This window comes from Shinella sp. M27, from assembly GCF_049199905.1.
Classification (GTDB): Bacteria; Pseudomonadota; Alphaproteobacteria; order Rhizobiales; family Rhizobiaceae; genus Shinella.
The window spans coordinates 20,103-40,509 of the sequence record NZ_JBLZPK010000023.1 but is presented as its reverse complement, the minus strand read 5'-3'; the positions used below and the strand labels follow the sequence as shown (position 1 = coordinate 40,509).

Annotated in this window: 18 protein-coding genes and 1 tRNA gene; 12 read left to right on the top strand and 7 right to left on the bottom strand. The window is 63.5% G+C overall.

Going from position 1 to position 20,407, the window contains the following annotated elements:
- The first annotated feature begins 68 nt into the window (after positions 1 to 68).
- Together ACOZK4_RS08670 and ACOZK4_RS08665 are read left to right on the top strand one after the other, a co-directional pair.
- Positions 69 to 341 carry a BrnT family toxin gene (locus ACOZK4_RS08670; RefSeq protein ID WP_421591538.1) on the top strand — a complete coding sequence of 91 codons (273 nt, stop codon included), beginning with the start codon at positions 69 to 71 and terminating at the stop codon, positions 339 to 341.
- Positions 310 to 588, top strand: coding sequence for a helix-turn-helix domain-containing protein (locus ACOZK4_RS08665; RefSeq protein ID WP_421591537.1), 279 nt, complete (start codon positions 310 to 312; stop codon positions 586 to 588). The genes ACOZK4_RS08670 and ACOZK4_RS08665 overlap by 32 nt, the downstream gene beginning before the upstream one ends.
- A gap of 12 nt (positions 589 to 600) precedes the next feature.
- Here the strand turns inward: ACOZK4_RS08665 and ACOZK4_RS08660 are convergent, their stop codons facing one another.
- Positions 601 to 1,767: an acetyl-CoA acetyltransferase gene (locus ACOZK4_RS08660; protein WP_421591536.1), complete on the bottom strand. Its 1,167-nt coding sequence runs from the start codon at positions 1,765 to 1,767 to the stop codon at positions 601 to 603.
- A 57-nt stretch (positions 1,768 to 1,824) separates the two neighbouring features.
- A complete protein-coding gene (locus tag ACOZK4_RS08655; RefSeq protein WP_421591535.1) occupies positions 1,825 to 2,373 on the bottom strand; it encodes an HdeD family acid-resistance protein in 549 nt (182 codons plus the stop codon).
- A 151-nt stretch (positions 2,374 to 2,524) separates the two neighbouring features.
- Between ACOZK4_RS08655 and betI the strand changes: the two genes are divergently transcribed.
- The 5 genes from betI (at position 2,525) to ACOZK4_RS08630 (ending at position 8,217) form a co-directional block, all read left to right on the top strand.
- Positions 2,525 to 3,160 carry a transcriptional regulator BetI gene (gene betI / locus ACOZK4_RS08650; RefSeq protein ID WP_421591534.1) on the top strand — a complete coding sequence of 212 codons (636 nt, stop codon included), beginning with the start codon at positions 2,525 to 2,527 and terminating at the stop codon, positions 3,158 to 3,160.
- Positions 3,161 to 3,189: 29 nt separating this feature from the next.
- The gene (betC, locus tag ACOZK4_RS08645; protein WP_421591533.1) at positions 3,190 to 4,719 is read left to right on the top strand and encodes a choline-sulfatase; all 1,530 of its coding nucleotides are present in this window, start codon (positions 3,190 to 3,192) and stop codon (positions 4,717 to 4,719) included.
- A 1-nt stretch (position 4,720) separates the two neighbouring features.
- A complete protein-coding gene (betB, locus tag ACOZK4_RS08640; RefSeq protein ID WP_421591532.1) occupies positions 4,721 to 6,184 on the top strand; it encodes a betaine-aldehyde dehydrogenase in 1,464 nt (487 codons plus the stop codon).
- A 48-nt stretch (positions 6,185 to 6,232) separates the two neighbouring features.
- Positions 6,233 to 7,885 carry a choline dehydrogenase gene (betA, locus tag ACOZK4_RS08635; protein ID WP_421591531.1) on the top strand — a complete coding sequence of 551 codons (1,653 nt, stop codon included), beginning with the start codon at positions 6,233 to 6,235 and terminating at the stop codon, positions 7,883 to 7,885.
- Between the two features lie 89 nt (positions 7,886 to 7,974).
- Positions 7,975 to 8,217, top strand: coding sequence for a hypothetical protein (locus tag ACOZK4_RS08630; protein ID WP_421591530.1), 243 nt, complete (start codon positions 7,975 to 7,977; stop codon positions 8,215 to 8,217).
- 56 nt (positions 8,218 to 8,273) lie between these two features.
- Here the strand turns inward: ACOZK4_RS08630 and ACOZK4_RS08625 are convergent, their stop codons facing one another.
- Positions 8,274 to 9,392 carry a calcium-binding protein gene (locus ACOZK4_RS08625; RefSeq protein WP_421591529.1) on the bottom strand — a complete coding sequence of 373 codons (1,119 nt, stop codon included), beginning with the start codon at positions 9,390 to 9,392 and terminating at the stop codon, positions 8,274 to 8,276.
- Between the two features lie 267 nt (positions 9,393 to 9,659).
- Between ACOZK4_RS08625 and ACOZK4_RS08620 the strand changes: the two genes are divergently transcribed.
- From ACOZK4_RS08620 to cysN, 3 genes are read left to right on the top strand one after another with little or no spacing between them, the layout of a single operon-like run.
- A complete protein-coding gene (locus tag ACOZK4_RS08620) occupies positions 9,660 to 10,406 on the top strand; it encodes a phosphoadenylyl-sulfate reductase (protein WP_421591528.1) in 747 nt (248 codons plus the stop codon).
- A 50-nt stretch (positions 10,407 to 10,456) separates the two neighbouring features.
- Positions 10,457 to 11,410, top strand: a complete 954-nt coding sequence (gene cysD, locus ACOZK4_RS08615) for a sulfate adenylyltransferase subunit CysD (protein WP_421591527.1) — start codon at positions 10,457 to 10,459, stop codon at positions 11,408 to 11,410.
- Position 11,411: 1 nt separating this feature from the next.
- Positions 11,412 to 12,899, top strand: coding sequence for a sulfate adenylyltransferase subunit CysN (gene cysN, locus ACOZK4_RS08610; RefSeq protein WP_421591526.1), 1,488 nt, complete (start codon positions 11,412 to 11,414; stop codon positions 12,897 to 12,899).
- Positions 12,900 to 13,165: 266 nt separating this feature from the next.
- On the opposite strand, the gene ACOZK4_RS08605 is transcribed toward cysN, so the two are convergent.
- The 3 genes from ACOZK4_RS08605 to ACOZK4_RS08595 all read right to left on the bottom strand — a co-directional run bounded on the left by ACOZK4_RS08605 (position 13,166) and on the right by ACOZK4_RS08595 (position 16,943).
- On the bottom strand, positions 13,166 to 14,482 hold the full coding sequence (locus ACOZK4_RS08605; protein ID WP_313529024.1) for an HlyD family type I secretion periplasmic adaptor subunit: 1,317 nt from the start codon (positions 14,480 to 14,482) through the stop codon (positions 13,166 to 13,168).
- 10 nt (positions 14,483 to 14,492) lie between these two features.
- Positions 14,493 to 16,229 carry a type I secretion system permease/ATPase gene (locus ACOZK4_RS08600; protein WP_421591525.1) on the bottom strand — a complete coding sequence of 579 codons (1,737 nt, stop codon included), beginning with the start codon at positions 16,227 to 16,229 and terminating at the stop codon, positions 14,493 to 14,495.
- A 210-nt stretch (positions 16,230 to 16,439) separates the two neighbouring features.
- Entirely contained in the window at positions 16,440 to 16,943 is a 504-nt protein-coding gene (locus ACOZK4_RS08595) for an MgtC/SapB family protein (RefSeq protein ID WP_421591524.1), read from the bottom strand.
- Between the two features lie 148 nt (positions 16,944 to 17,091).
- Between ACOZK4_RS08595 and ACOZK4_RS08590 the strand changes: the two genes are divergently transcribed.
- Positions 17,092 to 17,168, top strand: a tRNA-Pro gene (locus tag ACOZK4_RS08590).
- Between the two features lie 124 nt (positions 17,169 to 17,292).
- Here ACOZK4_RS08590 and ACOZK4_RS08585 read toward each other — a convergent pair.
- Positions 17,293 to 18,720 (bottom strand): helix-turn-helix domain-containing protein, encoded by a 1,428-nt coding sequence (locus tag ACOZK4_RS08585; protein ID WP_421591523.1) that lies wholly within the window; start codon positions 18,718 to 18,720, stop codon positions 17,293 to 17,295.
- A 147-nt stretch (positions 18,721 to 18,867) separates the two neighbouring features.
- On the opposite strand from ACOZK4_RS08585, the gene ACOZK4_RS08580 reads away from it, so the two are divergent.
- Positions 18,868 to 20,400 carry an acyl-CoA carboxylase subunit beta gene (locus ACOZK4_RS08580; protein WP_421591522.1) on the top strand — a complete coding sequence of 511 codons (1,533 nt, stop codon included), beginning with the start codon at positions 18,868 to 18,870 and terminating at the stop codon, positions 20,398 to 20,400.
- Positions 20,401 to 20,407: the final 7 nt, after the last annotated feature.

Below are 20,407 nucleotides of genomic sequence, written 5' to 3'. Positions count from 1 at the left end.
ATTCCGGCACACTACGGGAATCCCGTATTTCCATTTGAATCCCTACGGAATTCCAGTATGATTCCCTTATGTCGAACAGGTTCGATCCCGCAAAGGACGCCGTCAACCGAGAGAAGCACGGAGTTTCCCTGGGCTTCGGCGATGGGCTCTTCGAGGATGGCAATCATCTGATCCTTCCCTCTCTTCGCCCGGAAGACGGCGAAGAACGAGTCAAGGTGATCGGTAGCGTGGAAGAGAGGCTGTTTACCGGTATTTTTGTCTGGCGGGACGATCTACCCCGCTTCATTTCGGTGAGAAGGAGCAACAAGGGTGAAGAAAACGCCTATCATTCTTCCCTCTGATCCAGCGGATCCGGAGGATTTCGATATCACGGTCGAGGCGATGAACCGCGGCCAGCGCGCACGGCTGATCCGCAGGACCAGAACCGCGCTCGGCTTGTCCCAGACCGAATTCGCGGATCGCTTCCGTGTGCCGGTCGGGACCTTGCGCGACTGGGAACAGGCCCGCGCGACCGCCCCGGATTTCGCCGTCGCCTATGTGCGGGTGATCGGGCAGCACCCTGATCTGGTGGCAAAGGCGGTCGCATAGGTCGCCCTCGTCTCAGTGCTTCCGTTCGAGGATGGAGACATAGTTCGCGACGGCCGCCCCGCCCATGTTGAAGAGGCCGCCAAGCGTGGCGCCCGGCACCTGGATGCCACCTGCCTCGCCGGCAAGCTGCATGGCCGTCAGCACATGCATGGAAACGCCGGTCGCGCCGATCGGATGCCCCTTCGATTTCAGGCCGCCGGAGGGATTGATCGGCAGGCGGCCGTCTTTCGCGGTTTCACCCGAGAGCGCCAGTCTGCCGCCCTCGCCCGGCCTGGCAAGGCCCATCGCTTCGTATTCGATCAGCTCGGCGATGGTGAAGCAGTCATGGGTTTCGACGAAGGAGAGATCGCCGAGCGTGGCGCCGGCCTGCGCCAGCGCCTGCCGCCACGCTTCCGTGCAGCCCTCGAACATCAGGATGTCGCGCTTCGACATCGGCAGGAAATCCTGCACATGCGCGGCGGCGCGGAAGGTTATGGCCCGCGGCGCGCTGGCGGCGGCATCGGAAGAGGCTAGCACCAAGGCGGCGGCGCCGTCGGAGACCAGCGAGCAATCGGTGCGTTTCAGCGGCCCGGCGACGAAGGGGTTCTTCTCGCTTTCGGTGCGGCAGAAATCGAAGCCGAGGTCCTTCTGCATCTGGGCATAGGGATTGGCGACGCCGTTTTTATGGTTCTTGGCGGCGATGGCGGCAAGCGCATCGGACTGGTCGCCGTGGCGCTGGAAATAGGCGGAGGCGATGCGGCCGAAGACGCCGGCAAAACCGGCCGGCGTGTCGCCGTCCTCGGGTAGATAGGAGGCTTTCAACAGGTTCGCGCCGATCTCGGCGGCGGGCGTCTTCGTCATCTGCTCGACACCGACGACCAGCACATGGCGTGCGGCACCGGCGCGGATGGCACGGATGCCCTGGTGCACGGCGGCCGAGCCCGTGGCGCAGGCATTTTCCACCCGCGTCGCCGGCTTGAAGCGCAAGGCGTTATCGGCTTGCAGCACGAGGCTCGCGGTAAAATCCTGCGGCGAGAAACCGGCGTTGAAATGACCGAGCACGATCTCGTCGATATCGCCGGCCGCAAGCCCCGCATGGGCGATCGCCTCGCGCGCAACGGTCACGACCAGGCTCTCGACCGTCTCGCCTTCGAGCTTGCCGAAGCGCGTATGCGCCCAGCCGATGATGGAAACGTCCATGAAGAATCCTCCCGCCGGCATGATGGGCCGATGGCGGCGGGAGGTAAAGGGCAGCGCTTATTTGCGCAGCGCAAGGCCGAAACCGATGAGCGCCCAGCCCTGCATGGCGAGATCGAAGGCGAGGAAAAGGCCGAGCAGCCACAGGCTGTTGACCGGCCAACCGAGCAGGAAGACGAGACCCGCAAGCGCGGTGACAATGCCGCCCGCCATCAGCCAGCCCCAACCCTTTTCCGGGCGCACGCGCCAGGCCGCGAAGATGCGGAAGACGCCGGCGACGAGCAGGGCCGCGGCCATCAGCAGGGTCAGGACGGCGGAGGTCAGCACCGGGTTGACGAAGGCGAGCACGCCGGCTGCCAGATAAAGCAGCGCGCTCAGCGCCCAAGCGATCGTCTCGCGCCAGGCTTTGACCTCGAAGGCATGGGCAAGATGCACGGCGCCGCCGACGATCATCAACATGCCGACATAGTAGACCGAGGCGACCGTCGCGATGAAGAGATTGGCTGCCGCGATGCCGCCGAAAACGAGCAGGACGACGCCGAGGGCGACGAACCAGCCCCATTTGGCGCGGACGTCGGAGAATGGGTTCATTCCGGGAGAGAGGACCATGACGCACCTCGAAAATTGAATGAAAACAAAACCAGCCTAACACGAAATAATGCGCCTTTGCGACATCTGATTGAACTCCTGCCGACGCCGAAGATTTTTATTGATTGATCGATCAATTAAAAATACGCTTGATAAAAATCAGGGGAATGACATGCCGAAGGTTGGGATGGAGCCGGTGCGCCGCAAGGCGCTGGTGGACGCGACGCTGAGAGCGGTCGGCGATCACGGCTCGCTGACCGTGACCATGTCGGAAATCGCCCGCCATGCCGGCGTGTCGCCGGCGCTTGCCCATCACTATTTCGGCTCCAAGGAACAGCTGGTCATCGAGACGATCCGCAGCCTGCTGCGCCAATTACGCACGGACGCCGTGGCGGCCCTCAGGGAGGCGCGCACGCCGCGGGAACGGCTCTCGGCGGTTATCCGCGTGAATTTCCAGGCGCATCAGTTTGCGCCGGAAACGGTGGCCGCGTGGCTTGCCTTCTATTCCGAGGCGCAGCGTTCCGAGGCGGTTCGTCGGCTGCTCGTCGTCTATGCGCGGCGGCTGAATTCCAGCCTGCTCTCCAGCCTCAAGCAGCTCTGCGCGGCTGAGAACGCCGCGCAAATCGCCGATGGTGCCGCGGCGATGATCGACGGGCTATACCTGCGGCAGGGCTTGCGCTCCGCACCGGTCAGCATCGCCACCTCGATCGCGCTAACCGAGAGCTACGTGGATGCACAGCTTGCCGCTGTCGCGGGTGCTGCTTTACCCGACGCGGGCCGGCGAGTGTCTGTCACAGAGAAACGCTAATTCTGATTTCATTTTCCAAGGACCTGTCCGTGACCGCCAGCAAGCCGAATATCCTGATCATCATGGTCGACCAGCTCAACGGGACGTTTTTCCCCGATGGGCCGGCGGACTGGCTTTATGCGCCGAATATGAAGGCGCTCGCCGCCCGCTCGGCGCGCTTCCGCAACAACTACACGTCCTCGCCGCTCTGCGCGCCGGCCCGCGCCTCCTTCATGGCCGGCCAGCTGCCGAGCCGCACGCGGGTCTATGACAATGCGGCCGAATACGTCTCCTCCATCCCGACCTTCGCGCACCACCTGCGCCGCGCCGGTTACTACACGGCGCTGTCGGGCAAGATGCATTTCGTCGGGCCTGACCAGCTGCATGGTTTCGAGGAGCGGCTGACCACCGATATCTACCCGGCCGATTTCGGCTGGACGCCGGATTATCGCAAGCCGGGCGAGCGCATCGACTGGTGGTATCACAATATGGGCTCGGTGACGGGCGCGGGTGTCGCCGAAATCACCAACCAGATGGAATATGACGACGAGGTCGCCTTCCTCGCCAACCAGAAACTCTACCAGCTCTCGCGCGACAACGACGACCAGTATCGCCGCCCGTGGTGCGTGACCGTCTCCTTCACCCACCCGCACGATCCCTATGTCGCGCGCAAAAAATTCTGGGACCTCTATGAGGATTGCGAGCACCTCTTGCCCGATGTCGGAATGCTGGACGAGCAGGATCAGCATTCCGCCCGCATCCTGCATTCCTGCGACTATGCCAAGTTCGCCATCAACGGCGAGCATGTGCGCCGCTCGCGCCAGGCCTATTTCGCCAACATTTCCTATCTCGACGAAAAGGTCGGCGAGCTTGTCGATACGCTGACGCGCACCCGCATGCTCGACAACACGCTGATCTTCTTCTGCTCCGATCATGGCGACATGCTCGGCGAGCGCGGCCTGTGGTTCAAGATGAACTTCTTCGAGGGGTCTGCCCGCGTGCCCCTGATGGTCGCCGGCCCCGGCGTAACACCCGGCCTGCATCTTGCCCCCTCCTCCAATCTCGATGTGACGCCGACGCTCTGCGATCTCGCCGGCATTTCCATGGACGAGGTGATGCCCTGGACGGATGGCGAAAGCCTGCTGCCGATCATCAACGGCGCGGAGCGCATCTCGCCCGTGCTGATGGAATATGCGGCGGAAGCCTCCTACGCGCCGATCGTCGGCATCCGCGAGGGCAAGTGGAAATACATTCACTGCGAACTCGACCCCGAGCAGCTTTACGACCTCGAGGCCGATCCGCACGAACTCACCAACCTCGCCACGTCGGAAGACACAGTCATCCAGGCGACACTCGCCGCCTTCCGGCAGATGCGCGAGGCGCGCTGGGACATGGCCGAATTCGACGCCGCCGTGCGCGAAAGCCAGGCGCGGCGCTGGGTGGTCTATGAGGCGTTGAGGAACGGCGCCTATTACCCCTGGGACCACCAGCCGCTGCAAAAGGCATCCGAACGCTACATGCGCAACCACATGAACCTCGACAATCTCGAGGAATCCAAACGCTATCCGCGGGGAGAATAAGATGAGAGCCCAACCCAAAGCCTCGCATTTCATCGACGGCGAGTATGTCGAAGACACAGCCGGCACGCCCTTCGAAAGCCTCTACCCCGCTACCGGCGAGGTGATCGCCAAGCTCCATGCCGCAACGCCCGCGATCGTCGAAAAGGCGATCGCATCCGCCAAGCGCGCCCAGAAGGAATGGGCCGCGATGAGCCCGACGGCGCGCGGCCGCATCCTCAAACGCGCCGCCGAGATCATGCGCGAGCGCAATCGCGAGCTGTCCGAACTCGAAACGCTCGATACCGGCAAACCCATCCAGGAAACCATCGTCGCCGACCCGACCTCGGGCGCCGATGCCTTCGAATTCTTCGGCGGCATCGCGGCGGCCGGTCTCAACGGCGACTATATCCCGCTCGGCCAGGATTTCGCCTTCACCAAGCGCGTGCCGCTCGGTGTCTGCGTCGGCATCGGCGCCTGGAACTATCCGCAGCAGATCGCCTGCTGGAAGGGCGCGCCGGCGCTGGTCTGCGGCAATGCCATGGTCTTCAAGCCCTCGGAAAACACGCCGCTCGGCGCGCTGAAGATCGCGGAAATCCTTGTCGAAGCCGGCCTGCCGAAGGGTCTCTACAACGTCATCCAGGGTGACCGCTCGACGGGGCCGCTGCTCGTCAACCACAAGGACGTTGCCAAGGTCTCGCTCACTGGCTCCGTGCCGACGGGCAAGAAGGTGGCGGGGGCTGCGGCTTCCGACCTCAAGCACGTCACGATGGAACTCGGCGGCAAGTCGCCGCTCATCGTCTTCGACGACGCCGATCTCGAAAGCGCCATCGGTGGCGCAATGCTCGGCAACTTCTATTCGACCGGCCAGGTCTGCTCGAACGGCACCCGCGTCTTCGTACAGAAGGGCATCAAGGACAGGTTCCTGTCTCGTCTGAAAGAACGTACGGAGAAAATCGTCATCGGCGACCCGATGGACGAGGCGACCCAGCTCGGCCCGATGGTCTCCAAGGCGCAGCGCGACAAGGTCATGGACTATATCGAAAAGGGCAAGGCCGAAGGCGCGACGCTGCTGACCGGCGGCGGCATTCCGAACGACGTTTCGGCCGAAGGCTACTACATCCAGCCGACCGTCTTTGCCGATGTCACCGACGACATGATCATCGCCCGCGAGGAAATCTTCGGCCCCGTCATGTGCGTGCTCGATTTCGACCATGAGGACGAGGTCATCGAACGCGGCAACGCGACCGAATTCGGCCTCTCCGGCGGCGTCTTCACCGCCGACATCACCCGCGCCCACCGCGTCGTCGATCAGCTGGAGGCAGGCACGCTGTGGATCAACGCCTACAACCTCGCCCCCGTGGAAATCCCCTTCGGCGGCTCCAAGCAATCCGGCTTCGGCCGCGAAAACTCGCTGGCGGCGCTGGAGCACTATTCGGAGCTGAAGACGGTTTACGTGTCGATGGGCAAGGTCGAGGCGCCGTATTGAGATTTCGCCCCGTAAAGGGCGTTGGAAGAACATTGGCTGGGGACCGCCATGCAGAACGCAGACTACATCATCATCGGCTCCGGCTCGGCCGGCTCGGCCATTGCCTATCGCCTCTCGGAGGATGGCAAGCATAGGGTCATGGTGCTCGAATATGGCGGCTCGGATATCGGGCCGTTCATCCAGATGCCGGCAGCACTCGCCTGGCCGATGAGCATGAAGCGCTATAACTGGGGCTACCTCTCCGAGCCCGAGCCGCATCTCAACAACCGGCGCATCACCGCGCCGCGCGGGAAAGTGATCGGCGGATCGTCCTCCATCAACGGCCTCGTCTATGTGCGCGGCCATGCCGAGGATTTCAACCGCTGGGAAGAGCTTGGCGCGCAGGGCTGGGCCTATGCGGACGTGCTGCCCTATTACAAACGGCTGGAGACGTCGCTGGGCGGCGAGGCCGGCTGGCGCGGTACCAACGGGCCGCTGCATGTGCGCCGTGGTCCGGTGACGAACCCACTCTTCCATGCCTTCATCCAGGCCGGCCAGCAGGCCGGTTTCGAGACGACGGAGGATTACAACGGCTCCAAGCAGGAAGGTTTCGGCCTGATGGAGCAGACGATCTACAACGGCCGGCGCTGGTCTGCGGCGAACGCCTACCTGCGCCCCGCCCTGAAGCGGCCGAACGTCTCGCTGGTGCGCTGCTTTGCGCGCAAGATCATCATCGAGAACGGCCGGGCCGTCGGCGTCGAGATCGAGCGCGGCGGCAAGATCGAGGTGGTGAGGGCCAACAAGGAGGTCATCGTCTCGGCCTCCTCCTTCAACTCGCCGAAGCTGCTGATGCTCTCGGGCATCGGCCCGGCGCAGCACCTGAAGGACATGGGGATCGAGGTGAAGGTCGACCGTCCCGGCGTCGGCGCCAACCTGCAGGACCATATGGAATTCTACTTCCAGCAGGTTTCCACCAAGCCGGTCTCGCTCTATTCCTGGCTGCCGTGGTTCTGGCAGGGCGTGGCGGGCGCGCAATGGCTGCTCTCCAAGGGCGGTCTCGGCGCCTCCAACCAGTTCGAGGCCTGCGCCTTCCTGCGCTCCGCACCGGGGCTGAAGCAACCGGATATCCAGTATCACTTCCTGCCCGTCGCCATCTCCTATGACGGCAAGGCGGCGGCGAAGAGCCACGGCTTCCAGGTGCATGTCGGCTACAATCTGTCGAAGTCGCGCGGTAACGTGACCCTGCGCTCCGCCGATCCGATGGCCGACCCGGTCATCAAGTTCAACTATATGAGCCACGAGGAAGACTGGATCAAATTCCGCCACTGCGTGCGCCTCACCCGCGAAATCTTCGGCCAGAAGGCTTTCGACGATTTCCGCGGACCGGAAATCCAGCCGGGCGAGAAAGTGCAGACGGACGACCAGATCGATGCCTTCCTGCGCGAGCATCTGGAAAGCGCCTATCATCCCTCCGGCACCTGCCGCATGGGCGCGGCAAGCGACCCTATGGCGGTGGTCGATCCGGAAACCCGCGTCATCGGCGTCGACGGACTGCGGGTCGCCGACAGTTCGATCTTCCCGCATGTGACCTATGGCAACCTCAATGCGCCATCGATCATGACCGGCGAGAAGGCAGCGGACCACATTCTCGGCAGGCAACCGCTCGCCCGCTCCAACCAGGAGCCGTGGGTCAATCCGCGCGCGGCGGTCAGCGACCGCTAAATCTTTGGAACGATTGGGATTGGCGTGGGTTTAGGCGGGCATTTCCGGAGGAAGCCCATGCCCATCTACCACAAGGTTTCACCCACCATGTGAGCGCGAAAACCGATCTCGTCATCACGCTGATCGACGGCATTGCCGGTCCCTGCGCCTTCATAACGGACCCCGTGCAGGCGCGGGACACCGTTCCGTTGCCCGTCGAGGACGCGCTCGCCAGCGCCCGGCAGATGGTTGCAAGCGATATCCACCGGCGCAAGCTTGTCATCGTCGATGAGGATGATCTGTGGCACACGCGCTGGGGCGATCTCGTCCTGCACCCCGACCACAGCCCCTGACAGCAAAAAGCCGGGCTTGCGCCCGGCTTTCTGAAGCACCCCGAGGTCTGGGCGGCTTATGCGAACAGGAAGTCGCTCGTGTGCAGGTCGGCCTTGGCGATGCCCTCGAGAGTGATCGAGCCTGCGCCATACTTGATGACCAGATCGCCCGCACGCGTTTCCGTGGCATGGCTGAGAACGTCGGCGAAGTTCTTCAGCACGGCCTTGTCGAGGCGGATGACATCGAGGCCGGCCTTGCCCGCTTCGAAATCGGTGATGCGGTCATTGCCCTGACCGGCGAAGAAGTAGAACGTATCGGCACCTGCGCCGCCGGTCAGGCTATCGTTGCCGAGACCGCCATTGAGCTTGTCGTTGCCTGCGCCACCCGACAGCGTGTCGTTGCCGGCATCACCGTAGAGCTTGTCGTTGCCAGCATAACCGAACAGGAAGTCGTCACCGTTGCCGCCGCGCAACGTGTCGATACCGGCGCCGCCGTTCAGCGTATCGTTGCCGTCGCCGCCGGAGAGCGTGTCGTCGCCAGCGCCGCCGTAGAGCTTGTCGTTGCCTGCGCCGCCCGACAGCGTGTCATTGCCGGCATCGCCATACAGCGTGTCATTGCCGTTCCCGCCATTCAGCGTGTCGGCACCGCCATTGCCATAGAGCTTGTCGTTGCCGTTGCCCCCATTCAACGTGTCGTTCTTAGCATAGCCGGAGAAGACATCATCACCGGTGCTGCCGTTGAAGACGATCGAGTTGGCGTTCAGGATCTTGACGAGGCCGGCGGTCGCACCCGCGGTCGTCGACTTGCCGCCCATGATGTCGCTCAGGAGCTGGCCGCCGAGCGTCGTGTCGGTCACGCCAAGGCCGGCGATCTTCACGTCGGAGACCATCTTGAAGGTGTTGGTCTTGCTGTCGAGGGCGATCGAATTGCCGAACTCCACCGTGTTCAGCGAACCGGTGATCTTGTGCGTCGACATGTTGTAGTTCCACGCCGTCTTGCCCGACGTCAGCACGACGCCGTACTTGCTGGCGTCGTTCGAATAGTACTGCGTGCCGCTCATCGCCATCGGATCGGTGCTGTTGAAGCCACCGTAGCCTGCGCGCGTGAAGGTCTTGTTGAAGTTCGACAGATAGGCGGAAAAGTCGATGCCCTTGCCGTCCTTGTTGGCGTCGTTGGCGGTAATCGTGATGGCCATGGTCCCCAGTCCTTCCCTGCGGGCCCGATGCCCGCTATAAACTTGAATACAAAACTCAGCTATTAAATCTGAATTTTTTTGTCAAGTTTCTTTGCTGAGTTTTTTCGGGAAGTTTTGCGGCCATGCCGAGGCGTCAGGATTTCTGCCGGAAGCGCCGGAAAGAGAGATATTTGCTCCTCCGCTGAAACTTTGGAAATCCGTTTTGCTGTCTTCCGGGAGACCGGCCTGCGATAATCCGGCAACTTCTCGCAAAGGCTATGGATTAGAATGACTGCTCTCACCGGAAACGGCACCGCGCAGGCCCTCAATGACAAGCTCGCCAATCTCGACCTCGCAGGGCGTCTTTCGCTCGTGGCCGAGCTCGGCGGGCGCGCCGTGTTCACCACCAGCCTCGGCATCGAGGACCAGGTGATCACCGCCGCCATCGGCACCGATCGCCTCGGCATCGACGTCGTGACGCTGGAGACGGGCCGTCTCTTCAAGGAGACCGTCGATCTCATCGACGAGACCGAGGGCCAGTACGGTATCAGCATCACCCGCTATGTGCCCGCGCAGGACGATATCGACGCCTATGCCGCGAAGTACGGCCTCAACGGCTTCTACGACAGCGTCGAAGCCCGCCACGCCTGTTGCGGCGTGCGCAAGCTGAAGCCGCTTGCGCGCGCACTCGAAGGGGCATCCTTCTGGATCACCGGCCTGCGCCGCGGCCAGTCCGGCAACCGTGCCGACACGCCGTTCGCGGAGTTCGACGCCGAGCGCAACCTGATCAAGATCAATCCGCTGGCGGATTGGGACATCGACCGCATCAAGGCCTATGTGGCCGACCATGCCGTGCCGGTGAACCCGATGCATGCCCGCGGCTATCCCTCGATCGGCTGCGAACCCTGTACGCGCGCCATCAAGCCGGGCGAGCCCGAACGGGCCGGCCGCTGGTGGTGGGAAAACGACGAGAAGCGCGAATGCGGCCTGCACGTCGCCGAAGCCACAACCATCCCGGCCCCCAGCGCGGCCTGACCAGAACGAGCCCTCCCAAGGCGTCCTACCTATCCGGAGTAAGAATTTCCATGTCCGATACCCGTCACGAAGCGGAAGCGAAGCAGAACGCACCGCACAAGCCGCCGCTCGATCCGCATCTGAAGGCGCTGGAAAACGAAGCCATCCACATCTTCCGCGAAGTCGCCGCCGAATTCGAGCGTCCGGTGATGCTCTATTCGATCGGCAAGGATAGTTCGGTTCTGCTGCATCTTGCCCGCAAGGCCTTCTATCCCGGCCGCGTGCCCTTCCCGCTCCTGCACGTCAACACGGGCTGGAAGTTCGCCGAGATGATCGCCTTCCGCGACGCCATCGTGAAGGAATACGATCTCGACCTGATCGAGCACGTTAACCCGCGCGGTGCGGCCGAGAACGTCACGCCGTTCAGCCACGGTTCGGCGCTCTACACCGACATCATGAAGACCGAATCGCTGCGCCAGGCGCTGGACGCCGGCAAATACGACGCGGCCTTCGGCGGCGCCCGCCGCGACGAGGAAGCCTCGCGCGCCAAGGAGCGCATCTATTCCTTCCGCACGCCGGATCATCGCTGGGATCCGCGCAACCAGCGTCCCGAGCTGTGGAACGTCTATAACGGCATGATTCGCCAGGGCGAGAGCGTGCGCGCTTTCCCGCTGTCCAACTGGACCGAGGTCGATATCTGGCGCTACATCCAGGCCGAGGATATCCCGATCGTGCCGCTCTATTTCGCGGAAAAACGCCCCTTCGTGGAGCGTGACGGCATGATGATCCTGGCCGAGGACCCGCGCCTCGAACTGCTGCCCGGCGAAGTGAAGCAGGAAGGTGTTATCCGCTTCCGCACGCTCGGCTGCTTCCCGCTGACGGGCGCCATCCGCTCCAATGCCACGACGCTCGACGACGTCATCGCCGAGCTGGAGACCGCCACCGTCTCCGAACGCCAGGGCCGCGCGATTGACCGCGACCAGTCCGGCTCCATGGAAAAGAAGAAACGCGAAGGGTATTTCTGAGATGACCGTTTCCGCCACCGCAACCGCCGAGGTTTTCACCGTGGAAGAACCGGCCCTCGAAACGGCTAAAGCAATCCGTGACTCCCGCCCGCTTCGCCTCATCACCTGCGGCTCGGTCGACGACGGCAAGTCGACGCTGATCGGCCGCCTGCTCTGGGACACCAAGGCCGTCAAGGAAGACCAGGCCGCGACGCTGCACCGCGACAGCGGCAAGCAGAACGATCTCGGCCTGCCCGATTTCGCGCTGCTGCTCGACGGTCTGCAGGCCGAGCGTGAACAGGGCATCACCATCGACGTCGCCTATCGTTACTTCTCGACCGACCGCCGCTCGTTCATCGTCGCCGATACGCCCGGTCACGAGCAGTATACCCGCAACATGGCGACCGGCGCTTCGACGGCGGATCTCGCCATTCTGCTGATCGATGCCCGCGCTGGGATTCTCGAACAGACCCGCCGCCATGCCACGATCGCCGCGCTGATGGGCATTCGCCAGTTCGTGCTGGCCATCAACAAGATCGACCTGACGAACTACGACCGCGCCGGCTTCGAGCAGATCACGCATGACTTCAAGGAATTCGCGCTGACGCTCGGCGTCAAGCAGATCACCGCCATCCCGATGTCGGCGCTGAAGGGCGAGAACGTCGTCTATGACGGCCGCGCCGCCATGCCCTGGTATGAAGGCCCGACGCTGGTCGAGACGCTGGAAAAGGCCACCACCCGCTCCAACCAGACGGTCGGCTTCCGCCTGCCGGTGCAGCGTGTCTCGCGTCCGGGCGAAAGTTTTCGCGGCTATCAGGGCACGGTTGCCGGCGGCTCGGTGAAGCCGGGCGATTCGGTCGTCATCCTGCCATCGGGCATGGTCGCCAACGTCACCAAGATCGTCACCTTCGACCTCGTGCGCAACGCCGCCGTCGCGGGTGACGCCATCACGCTGGTGCTCGACCGCCAGGTCGACGTGTCGCGCGGCGACATGATCGTCGCCATCGACAGCCAGCCGATGACCGGCCGCGGCTTCGACGCCCAGCTCGTGGCCCTCCAGCCGGAAGGCATCGAGCCCGGCAAGCGCTACTGGCTGAAGAGCGGCTCGCGCCGCCAGCGCGTCACCGTCGATCCGATCAGCCAGCTCGACCCGAAGACCTCGAAATGGGCCTCGGCCGACAAGCTCGGCATGAACGCCATCGGCAAGGTGCATCTCACCTTCGACGAACAGGCGATCTTCGACACCTACGAGCAGAACCGCACGACCGGCGCCTTCATCCTGATCGATCCCGACACCAACAACACGGTGGCCGGCGGCATGATCTCGGGCCGCCGCTCGGAACTGGGTGGCATCCACAAGGACGACCAGCGCGTGCTGCTCTCGCTGCCCGCCGATCTCGCCGAAAAGATCATGGCGACCGAACTGTTCGCCGACCGCCGCCACGACGTGGACGTGCGCCACACCAGCGCGGGCCGGGCTGCGGAAATCCTTGCGGATCTCGACGAGTAATCGTCAGCACAGGAACGTAAAAAGGGGCCGCAAGGCCCCTTTTTGTTTGTCGTCTTTGCTCAGAAGAAGAAATACCAGAGCAAGAGGACGAGGAAGAGCGGAACGCCCATCAACCAGAGAATCAAAGCCCGAGCCATTGAAGTTTCCTTTCCCTTTGACTGTTGGAAAAGGAATGCCCGAGGGGTGAATTTGTTCCATGAGCAAGGCATAACAAAGGGCGCCGTGGCGCCCTTTGAGCTTTGATGGACCGGTTCCGCCGAGCGGACTTACCGTTCGCGGAACGCCTTGGCGAAGTAATCGGCGAGCGGCTTGACCAGATATTCGAGCGGTGAGCGTTCCGAGGTCTGGATGAAGGTTTCGACCGGCATGCCGGGCATGACGTGCTTGTCGCCGAGCTTGGCCATTTCGCCGGCCTCCGGCTTGATTTCCGCCTTGTAGAAGGTGGCGCCGGTGCGCTGGTCGGAGAGCACGTCAGCGGCGACCTTCGTGACATGGCCGAAGATTTCCGGCGTCGAGCGGTGGTCGAAAGCCCCGAAGCGGATATGCGCCATCTGGCCGACATGGACCTGGTCGATCTGCGTCGGCGAGATCTGCGTGGAGATGACGAGGTCCTGCTCCTGCGGGATGATGTAGAGCAGCGGATCGGCCGGACGGATGACCGAGCGCAGCGCATGGACCTGCATGCCGAGCACCACGCCGGACATGGGGGCCGTGATATCCATGCGGCCGAGCGTTTCCAGCTTGGCGTTGCGGCGCTCCTTGAGCTCGGCGATCTTCGCCTCGATCTCGCGCAGCGAGGTCGTCGCCTCCTCGCGCACCGTCGAATGGATGTTGAGGATGGCGATCTCGATTTCGGCGACGCGGCCGGTGTTCTCGGCGATGTTGGAGCGGGCTTGGCTGATCGTGCCGCGGATTTCCGCCTCTTCACGCTGAAGGGCGAGAACACGGCTGGCATTGGTCAGCGACTGGGCAAGCAGCTTGTTCTGCGCGTCCAGCTCCTTGCCGATGAGGCTGACCTGGGTTTCCAGCGCCTGGATGCGGCTTTCGAGGCCTTCATTCTGCTTGGCGATCTGCGCCTTCTTTTCCTGAAGCTGCGCGGCCTGCTTGTCGCGGGTTTCCGCCCGCGCCGCCATCAGCCGCTTCTGGCCGGTGACGATCTCGGCGGCTTCCGGATTGGTCGCCACGGCCTTGAGGAGATCGGGATCGAAGGTGATCTCCGTCTTGTCGTCCTGTTCGGCCTGAAGCCGCGCCGCCGTGCCGAGCAGGCTGTAGAGCTGGCCTTCGATGACGGTCAGTTCCGACTGGTCGAACGTGTCGTCGAGGCGCATCAGCACGTCGCCGACCTTGACCGTATCGCCTTCCTTGACGCGGATCTCGCCCACCACGCCGCCCGTCAGGTGCTGCACGACCTGGCGGTTGGCGGCGACCTCGATGATGCCGGCAGCGACGACCGCGCCGTTGATGCGCGTCAGCGCCGCCCAGGCGCCCATGCCGCCGAGCAGCACGAAGACCGTCGTATAGCCGGCGATCGCATAGCGGCGGCTGCTCCACTTTCTGTCCCTGGAGCCTGTTTCCCGAACCATGGTCCTGTCCTTACTTGTTGCTGCCGCCGGTGCCCGTGCCGCCCACGACCTGCGTATGGTTGCGCAGATGCGCGCGCAGAACGTCGTCACGCGGGCCGAAGGCCAGGCGCTGGCCGTTTTCCATGATGAGGATGAGCTCGCATTCCTCGATGGCGGCCGGGCGATGTGCCATGATGACGATCGACTTGCCCTCGGCCTTCATGTTGCGGATGGCGAGGTTGAGCGCCATCGAGCCCTCGGCGTCGAGGTTGGAGTTCGGCTCGTCGAGCACCAGCAGAACCGGATCGCCATAGAGCGCACGGGCGAGGCCGACGCGCTGCTTCTGGCCGCCCGAGAGACGGCCGCCCATGGCCGGCAGCTTGGTGTCGTAGCCATCGGGCAGGCGCAGGATCATGTCATGCGCACCGGCCTTCTTGGCCGCTTCCACCACCTTCATCGGATCGGGATCGAGCGCCATGCGGGCGATGTTTTCGGCAATCGTGCCTTCGAACAGCACGACATCCTGCGGCAGGTAGCCAACATGGTCGGCAAGTCCATCCGTGCCATACTGTTCCAGCGAAGCGCCGTCCAGGCGCACCTTGCCGCCAGCGGGCGGCCAGATGCCGGTCAGCACCCGCGCCAGCGTCGACTTGCCCGACGCGCTCTGGCCGATGACGCCCAGCGCCTGGCCGGGGCGCAGTTCAAAGCTCAGCATGCGCACCGTCGCGACCTTCTCGCCCGGCGGCACAACGGTGACCTGCTCGACATCGACGATAGCGCGCGGCTTCGGCAGCGCGGTGCGCGCGTCTTCCTCCGGCACGCGGCCCAGAAGCTCGGAGAGCTGGCGCCAGCCCTGTACGGCGCGCTGGATGAGCGCCCACTGGCCGATGGCGCCCTCGATGGGGGCGAGCGCGCGGCCGATGATGATGGAGCTTGCGATCATCGCGCCGGCGGTGATTTCGTTCTTCAGCACCAGATAGGCGCCGAGCGCCAGAATGGCCGACTGAAGGAAGACGCGGAAGGTCTTGGAAGCGATCGAGTAGAAGCCGTTGCTGTCGGAATAATGGATATTGGCTTCCAGCGCCTTGTCGCGCAGGAGCTGCCAGCGGCTGGCGACGGAGCGGCGCATGCCGAGTGCGCGAACCGTGTCGCTTTCCTTCTGCAAGGTCTGGGTCATCTCGTCGGACTGGCGGCCGGCGATCATCGCCCGCTCCTGGTCTTCCTTCGTGCCGTTCTGGTTGAGCCAGGTGAGCCCAACGAGGATGAGGCCGCCGACGACGCCGAGCATGCCCATCCAGGGGTGGAAGGTGAAGATGACGAAGATGAAGAGCGGCGTCCAGGGAATGTCGAAGGCCGTGAAGACGGCGGGCGACGACAGCACCTTCTGGATGGCATCGAGATCGCGCATGCCGGTGACCGTCGAAATACCCTGCGCGTGCAGCGTGGCGCGGTCGAGTACGGCGTTGAAGACGCGTTTGTCGAAGCGGGCCTGGAAGCGCGCGCCGATGCGGGCGGCGATGCGGCTGCGCAGATGGTCGAGCACGCCCATGATGAGATAGAGCCCGACAATGAGGCCGGTCAGCGCCACCAGCGTCGCCTCCGAACGGGAGGCGAGCACCCGGTCGTAGATCTGCAGCATGAAGAGCGGCCCGGTCAGGACGAGCAGGTTCACGAAGAAGCTGAAAAGGCCGATGGCGAGGAAGCCAGCGGCACTCGTCTTCAGCACGGCTCTGAGTTCGTCCACACCGGACTTGCCCGATGATCGCATGGGAATATCTCTTTAAAGTTCGACGCCGGAGGTTCGGCCGGCAACCGGCCGTTGTCCGAGCGGCGAAGGCCCCTCGACCGCTCCGCCGCCCTCGGCCGGATACGGAGCCGCGCGCACGTTTAACGCGCGGCTTTGATGAGAGACGGTATAGGGCGCGATTTATTCGTAAAGCAACAGAATTTCGATTGACGGCGTGAAAACATGATAATTTTAATCATGTTTATGCACCGAACTGTCACCGTCGTTCGGCTTGGCGAAACGGATTTTTCCGAGAATGAACAGCACGATAAAGCAGGCGAGCGTTGCAAAGACCGCGAGGAACCAATAGCCGAGCCCCACCGCAAGCCCGACCGCGCCTGCAAGCCACATGCCGGCGCCCGTCGTCAGCCCCCGCACCTCGCCGCGCGAAAAAACGATCATGCCGGCGGCGAGAAACGCCACGCCCGACGTGACCGCCTCGATGACGCGCAGGGGATCGATGCGCACCTGCTCATCGGCAAAGCCGGCCATGTGCACGCTCTCGATGGAAAGCAGCGCGAAGACGCAGGCCGCGAGCGCCACGAGGATATGGGTGCGCAGCCCCGCCGCCTGATCGCGATATTCGCGCTCCCCGCCGATGACAGCCCCCAGAATGATGGCGCCCGTCATGCGCAAAAGCATGACGGGATAGGGAATTTCGGTCTTTCCGAAGAGCTCGGCGGCGATCTGTTCCATGGGCTTCCAAACGGCAGAACGGCAAACCGGTTCCCGCCAAGAAGAAAAATTTCCCGGCGCACCAGCACTTTCCCCAAGATCGCGGATTTTTTTGATATTTTGCGCTTGTCGAAGGCAAAACCCTGTTCTATAGAGGCGCCGCTGGTCACGGAGTGTAGCGCAGTCTGGTAGCGCACCACGTTCGGGACGTGGGGGTCGAGTGTTCGAATCACTCCACTCCGACCAGCTTAAAAGCCTCGATCTTCAGGGCTTTGACACTTTCCCGAAACCCTCCCTAAACGACGCCTCGCTTGAACGGCCCGATGACCATCGGGACTATGTCGCACGCGCTTGCGACCGTTGCACGTGCTCACTCGTCTCCCATCGGCCGGATCGAATAGGGGATCGTGCGGCGCATGTTGTGTTCGATCACCAGATGCCCCTTGAGCGGCGGCACGGCGCGGCTGGCGCATTGGGTGCGTTCGCAGATGCGGCAGGAAATGCCGATCGGGTCGTAGGCGCCGGCATTGCTGAGATCCATGTCGTCGGCATAGACGAAGTTTTCGGCGTAGGAGATCTCGCAGCCGAGCGCCAGCGCATAGTGCTGCTGCGGCTGGCGGAAGCCCCGGCCACCGCGCGAGACCTGCATGGAAAGGCACAGATAGCGCGCGCCATCCGGCGTCTCGGCGAGCTGCCGGGAAATCCGGCCGGGGCTCTCGAAGGCCTGATGGGCATTCCACAGCGGACAGGCGGCGCCGAAGCGGGCGAATTGCAGGCGTGTGGCGCTGTGGCGCTTGGTGATGTTGCCCGCCCGGTCGATGCGGGCGAAGAAGATCGGCACGCCCTTCTGGCCGGGCCGCTGAAGCGTCGACAGCCGGTGACAGACCTGCTCGAGGCTCGCGCCGAAACGGGCGGAGAGCAGGTCGAGATCGTGCCGCACCTCGCGCGCCGCCTCCATGAACTTGTGATACGGCAGGAGCAGCGCTCCGGCGAAATAGTTGTGCAGGCCGATGCGACAGATCTCATAGGCTTCGGCCGTGCGGAAACCGGCGCCGCCGGCAACCCTGTCGACGATGGTTTCGGCATGGAGCTGGGCGATCTGCAGCGCGATCTGGAAATGGCGGGTCGGCGCGGGCAGATAGGAGTTCAGCGTGAGCAGCCGCGCCTTGGGATCATAGGCGCGCACGAGATCGTCGTTTTGCGCGGCACGCGTGATCCGCACGCCATATTGTCGTTCGAGATAGCTGGACAAGAGAGGCCCCGGATCGGCGTCGCCGATACCGATCTCCGCCGCCAGCCGTTCGGCCAGCAGATCGAGGTCGCCGATATAGTTGTCGACGAAATGGAAGAAATCGCGCACCTCCTCATAGGGGGTCGCCTCGACGGCGGCGGGGCTGCGGCCCAGCGTGTCGTTGATGCTGGCAAGCTGCTCCGACGTGTGGCGATAGGCGCGGTGCGCGGCGATCAGCGCGTGCGCAAAGCCCGGTGCGTTCTGGGTGACGAGCTTCAGCTCCTGCAAGCTTGGCGAATAGCCGTCGAAAAGCGTGTCCGTCAGCGTTTCCGAGAGCGCCGAAACCAGCCGATCGCCTTCGCCGCCCGAGAGTTCGGCGAGATCTATGCGGAATTTCTCGGCGAGCGCCACGAGCACGCCGGCCGAAACCGGGCGCTGGTTGTTTTCGATCTGGTTGAGATAGGAGACGGAAATGCCGAGGCGTTCGGCGAACTGCGCCTGTGTGGCGCGGTTCGCCTGGCGCAGGTCGCGCACCCGTCTGCCGATATAGAGCTTGTTCGCCGCCATGTTTGCAACTTTGCAAAATTAATTTGCAAAATGTGTAACGCTTGCATGTGCACCCGATCAAGTGTTCATTTCTGCCGCTATTGGGCCTAAGCATGATCGACCGGGGCATTTTTCACGCCCCCTGTTGAACCAGACACGGACAGAGCGATGCACGCAATTCTCGACCAACTCGAAGCCCGCCGGGAGGCGGCGCGGATCGGCGGCGGCCAGCGCCGCATCGATGCCCAGCATGCCAAGGGCAAGCTGACGGCGCGCGAACGCCTCGACGTGCTGCTCGACGAGGGCTCCTTCGAGGAATACGACATGTACGTCACCCACCGGGCGACCGAGTTCGGCATGGCCGAGCAGAAGGTGGCCGGCGACGGCGTCGTGACGGGCTGGGGCACGATCAACGGCCGGCAGGTCTATGTATTCAGCCAGGACTTTACCGTGCTCGGCGGCTCGCTCTCAGAGACCCATGCCAGGAAGATCTGCAAGATCATGGACATGGCGGTGAGGAATGGTGCGCCAGTCATCGGCCTCAACGACTCGGGCGGCGCGCGCATCCAGGAGGGCGTGGATTCGCTCGCCGGCTATGCGGAGGTCTTCAAGCGCAATGCCGAGGCCTCCGGCGTCGTGCCGCAGATCTCCGTGATCATGGGGCCGTGCGCAGGCGGCGCGGTCTATTCGCCCGCCATGACCGATTTCATCTTCATGGTGCGTGACAGTTCCTACATGTTCGTCACCGGGCCGGATGTGGTGAAGACCGTGACCAACGAGATCGTCACGGCGGAAGAACTGGGCGGTGCGCGCACCCACACGCAAAAATCCTCCGTCGCCGACGGCGCCTATGAAAACGACATCGAGACGCTGGAGCAGGTTCGCGCGCTGTTCGATTTCCTGCCGCTCAACAATCGCCAGAAGCCGCCGCTCCGGCCCTTCCACGACGATCCGGCACGACTGGAGGAACGGCTCGACACGCTGATCCCGGACAGTTCCAACAAGCCCTACGACATGAAGGAACTGATCACGGCGATCGCCGACGAGGGCGATTTCTTCGAGATCCAGGAGGCCTTCGCGAAGAACATCGTCATCGGTTTCGTGCGTATCGAGGGCGAGACGGTGGGCGTCGTCGCCAATCAGCCGATGGTGCTGGCCGGCTGCCTCGACATCGACAGCTCGCGCAAAGCCGCCCGCTTCGTGCGGTTCTGCGATGCCTTCTCCATTCCGATCCTGACGCTGGTCGACGTGCCGGGCTTCCTGCCGGGCACGGCACAGGAATATGGCGGCGTCATCAAGCACGGCGCAAAACTGCTCTTCGCCTATAGCCAGGCCACCGTGCCGATGGTGACGCTGATCACCCGCAAGGCCTATGGCGGCGCCTATGACGTCATGGCTTCCAAGCATATCGGCGCCGATATCAACTACGCCTGGCCGACCGCCGAGATCGCGGTGATGGGCGCCAAGGGCGCGACGGAAATCCTCTACCGCTCGGAACTCGGCGACCCGGAAAAGATCGCCGCGCGCACCAGGGAATATGAAGAGCGCTTCGCCAACCCGTTCGTCGCCGCCGAGCGCGGCTTCATCGACGAGGTGATCATGCCGCATTCCTCGCGCCGCCGCATCGCCCGCGCCTTCGCCTCGCTGCGTGGCAAGCAGGTGGAAACGCGCTGGAAGAAGCACGACACGATCCCGCTCTGAGCGACGC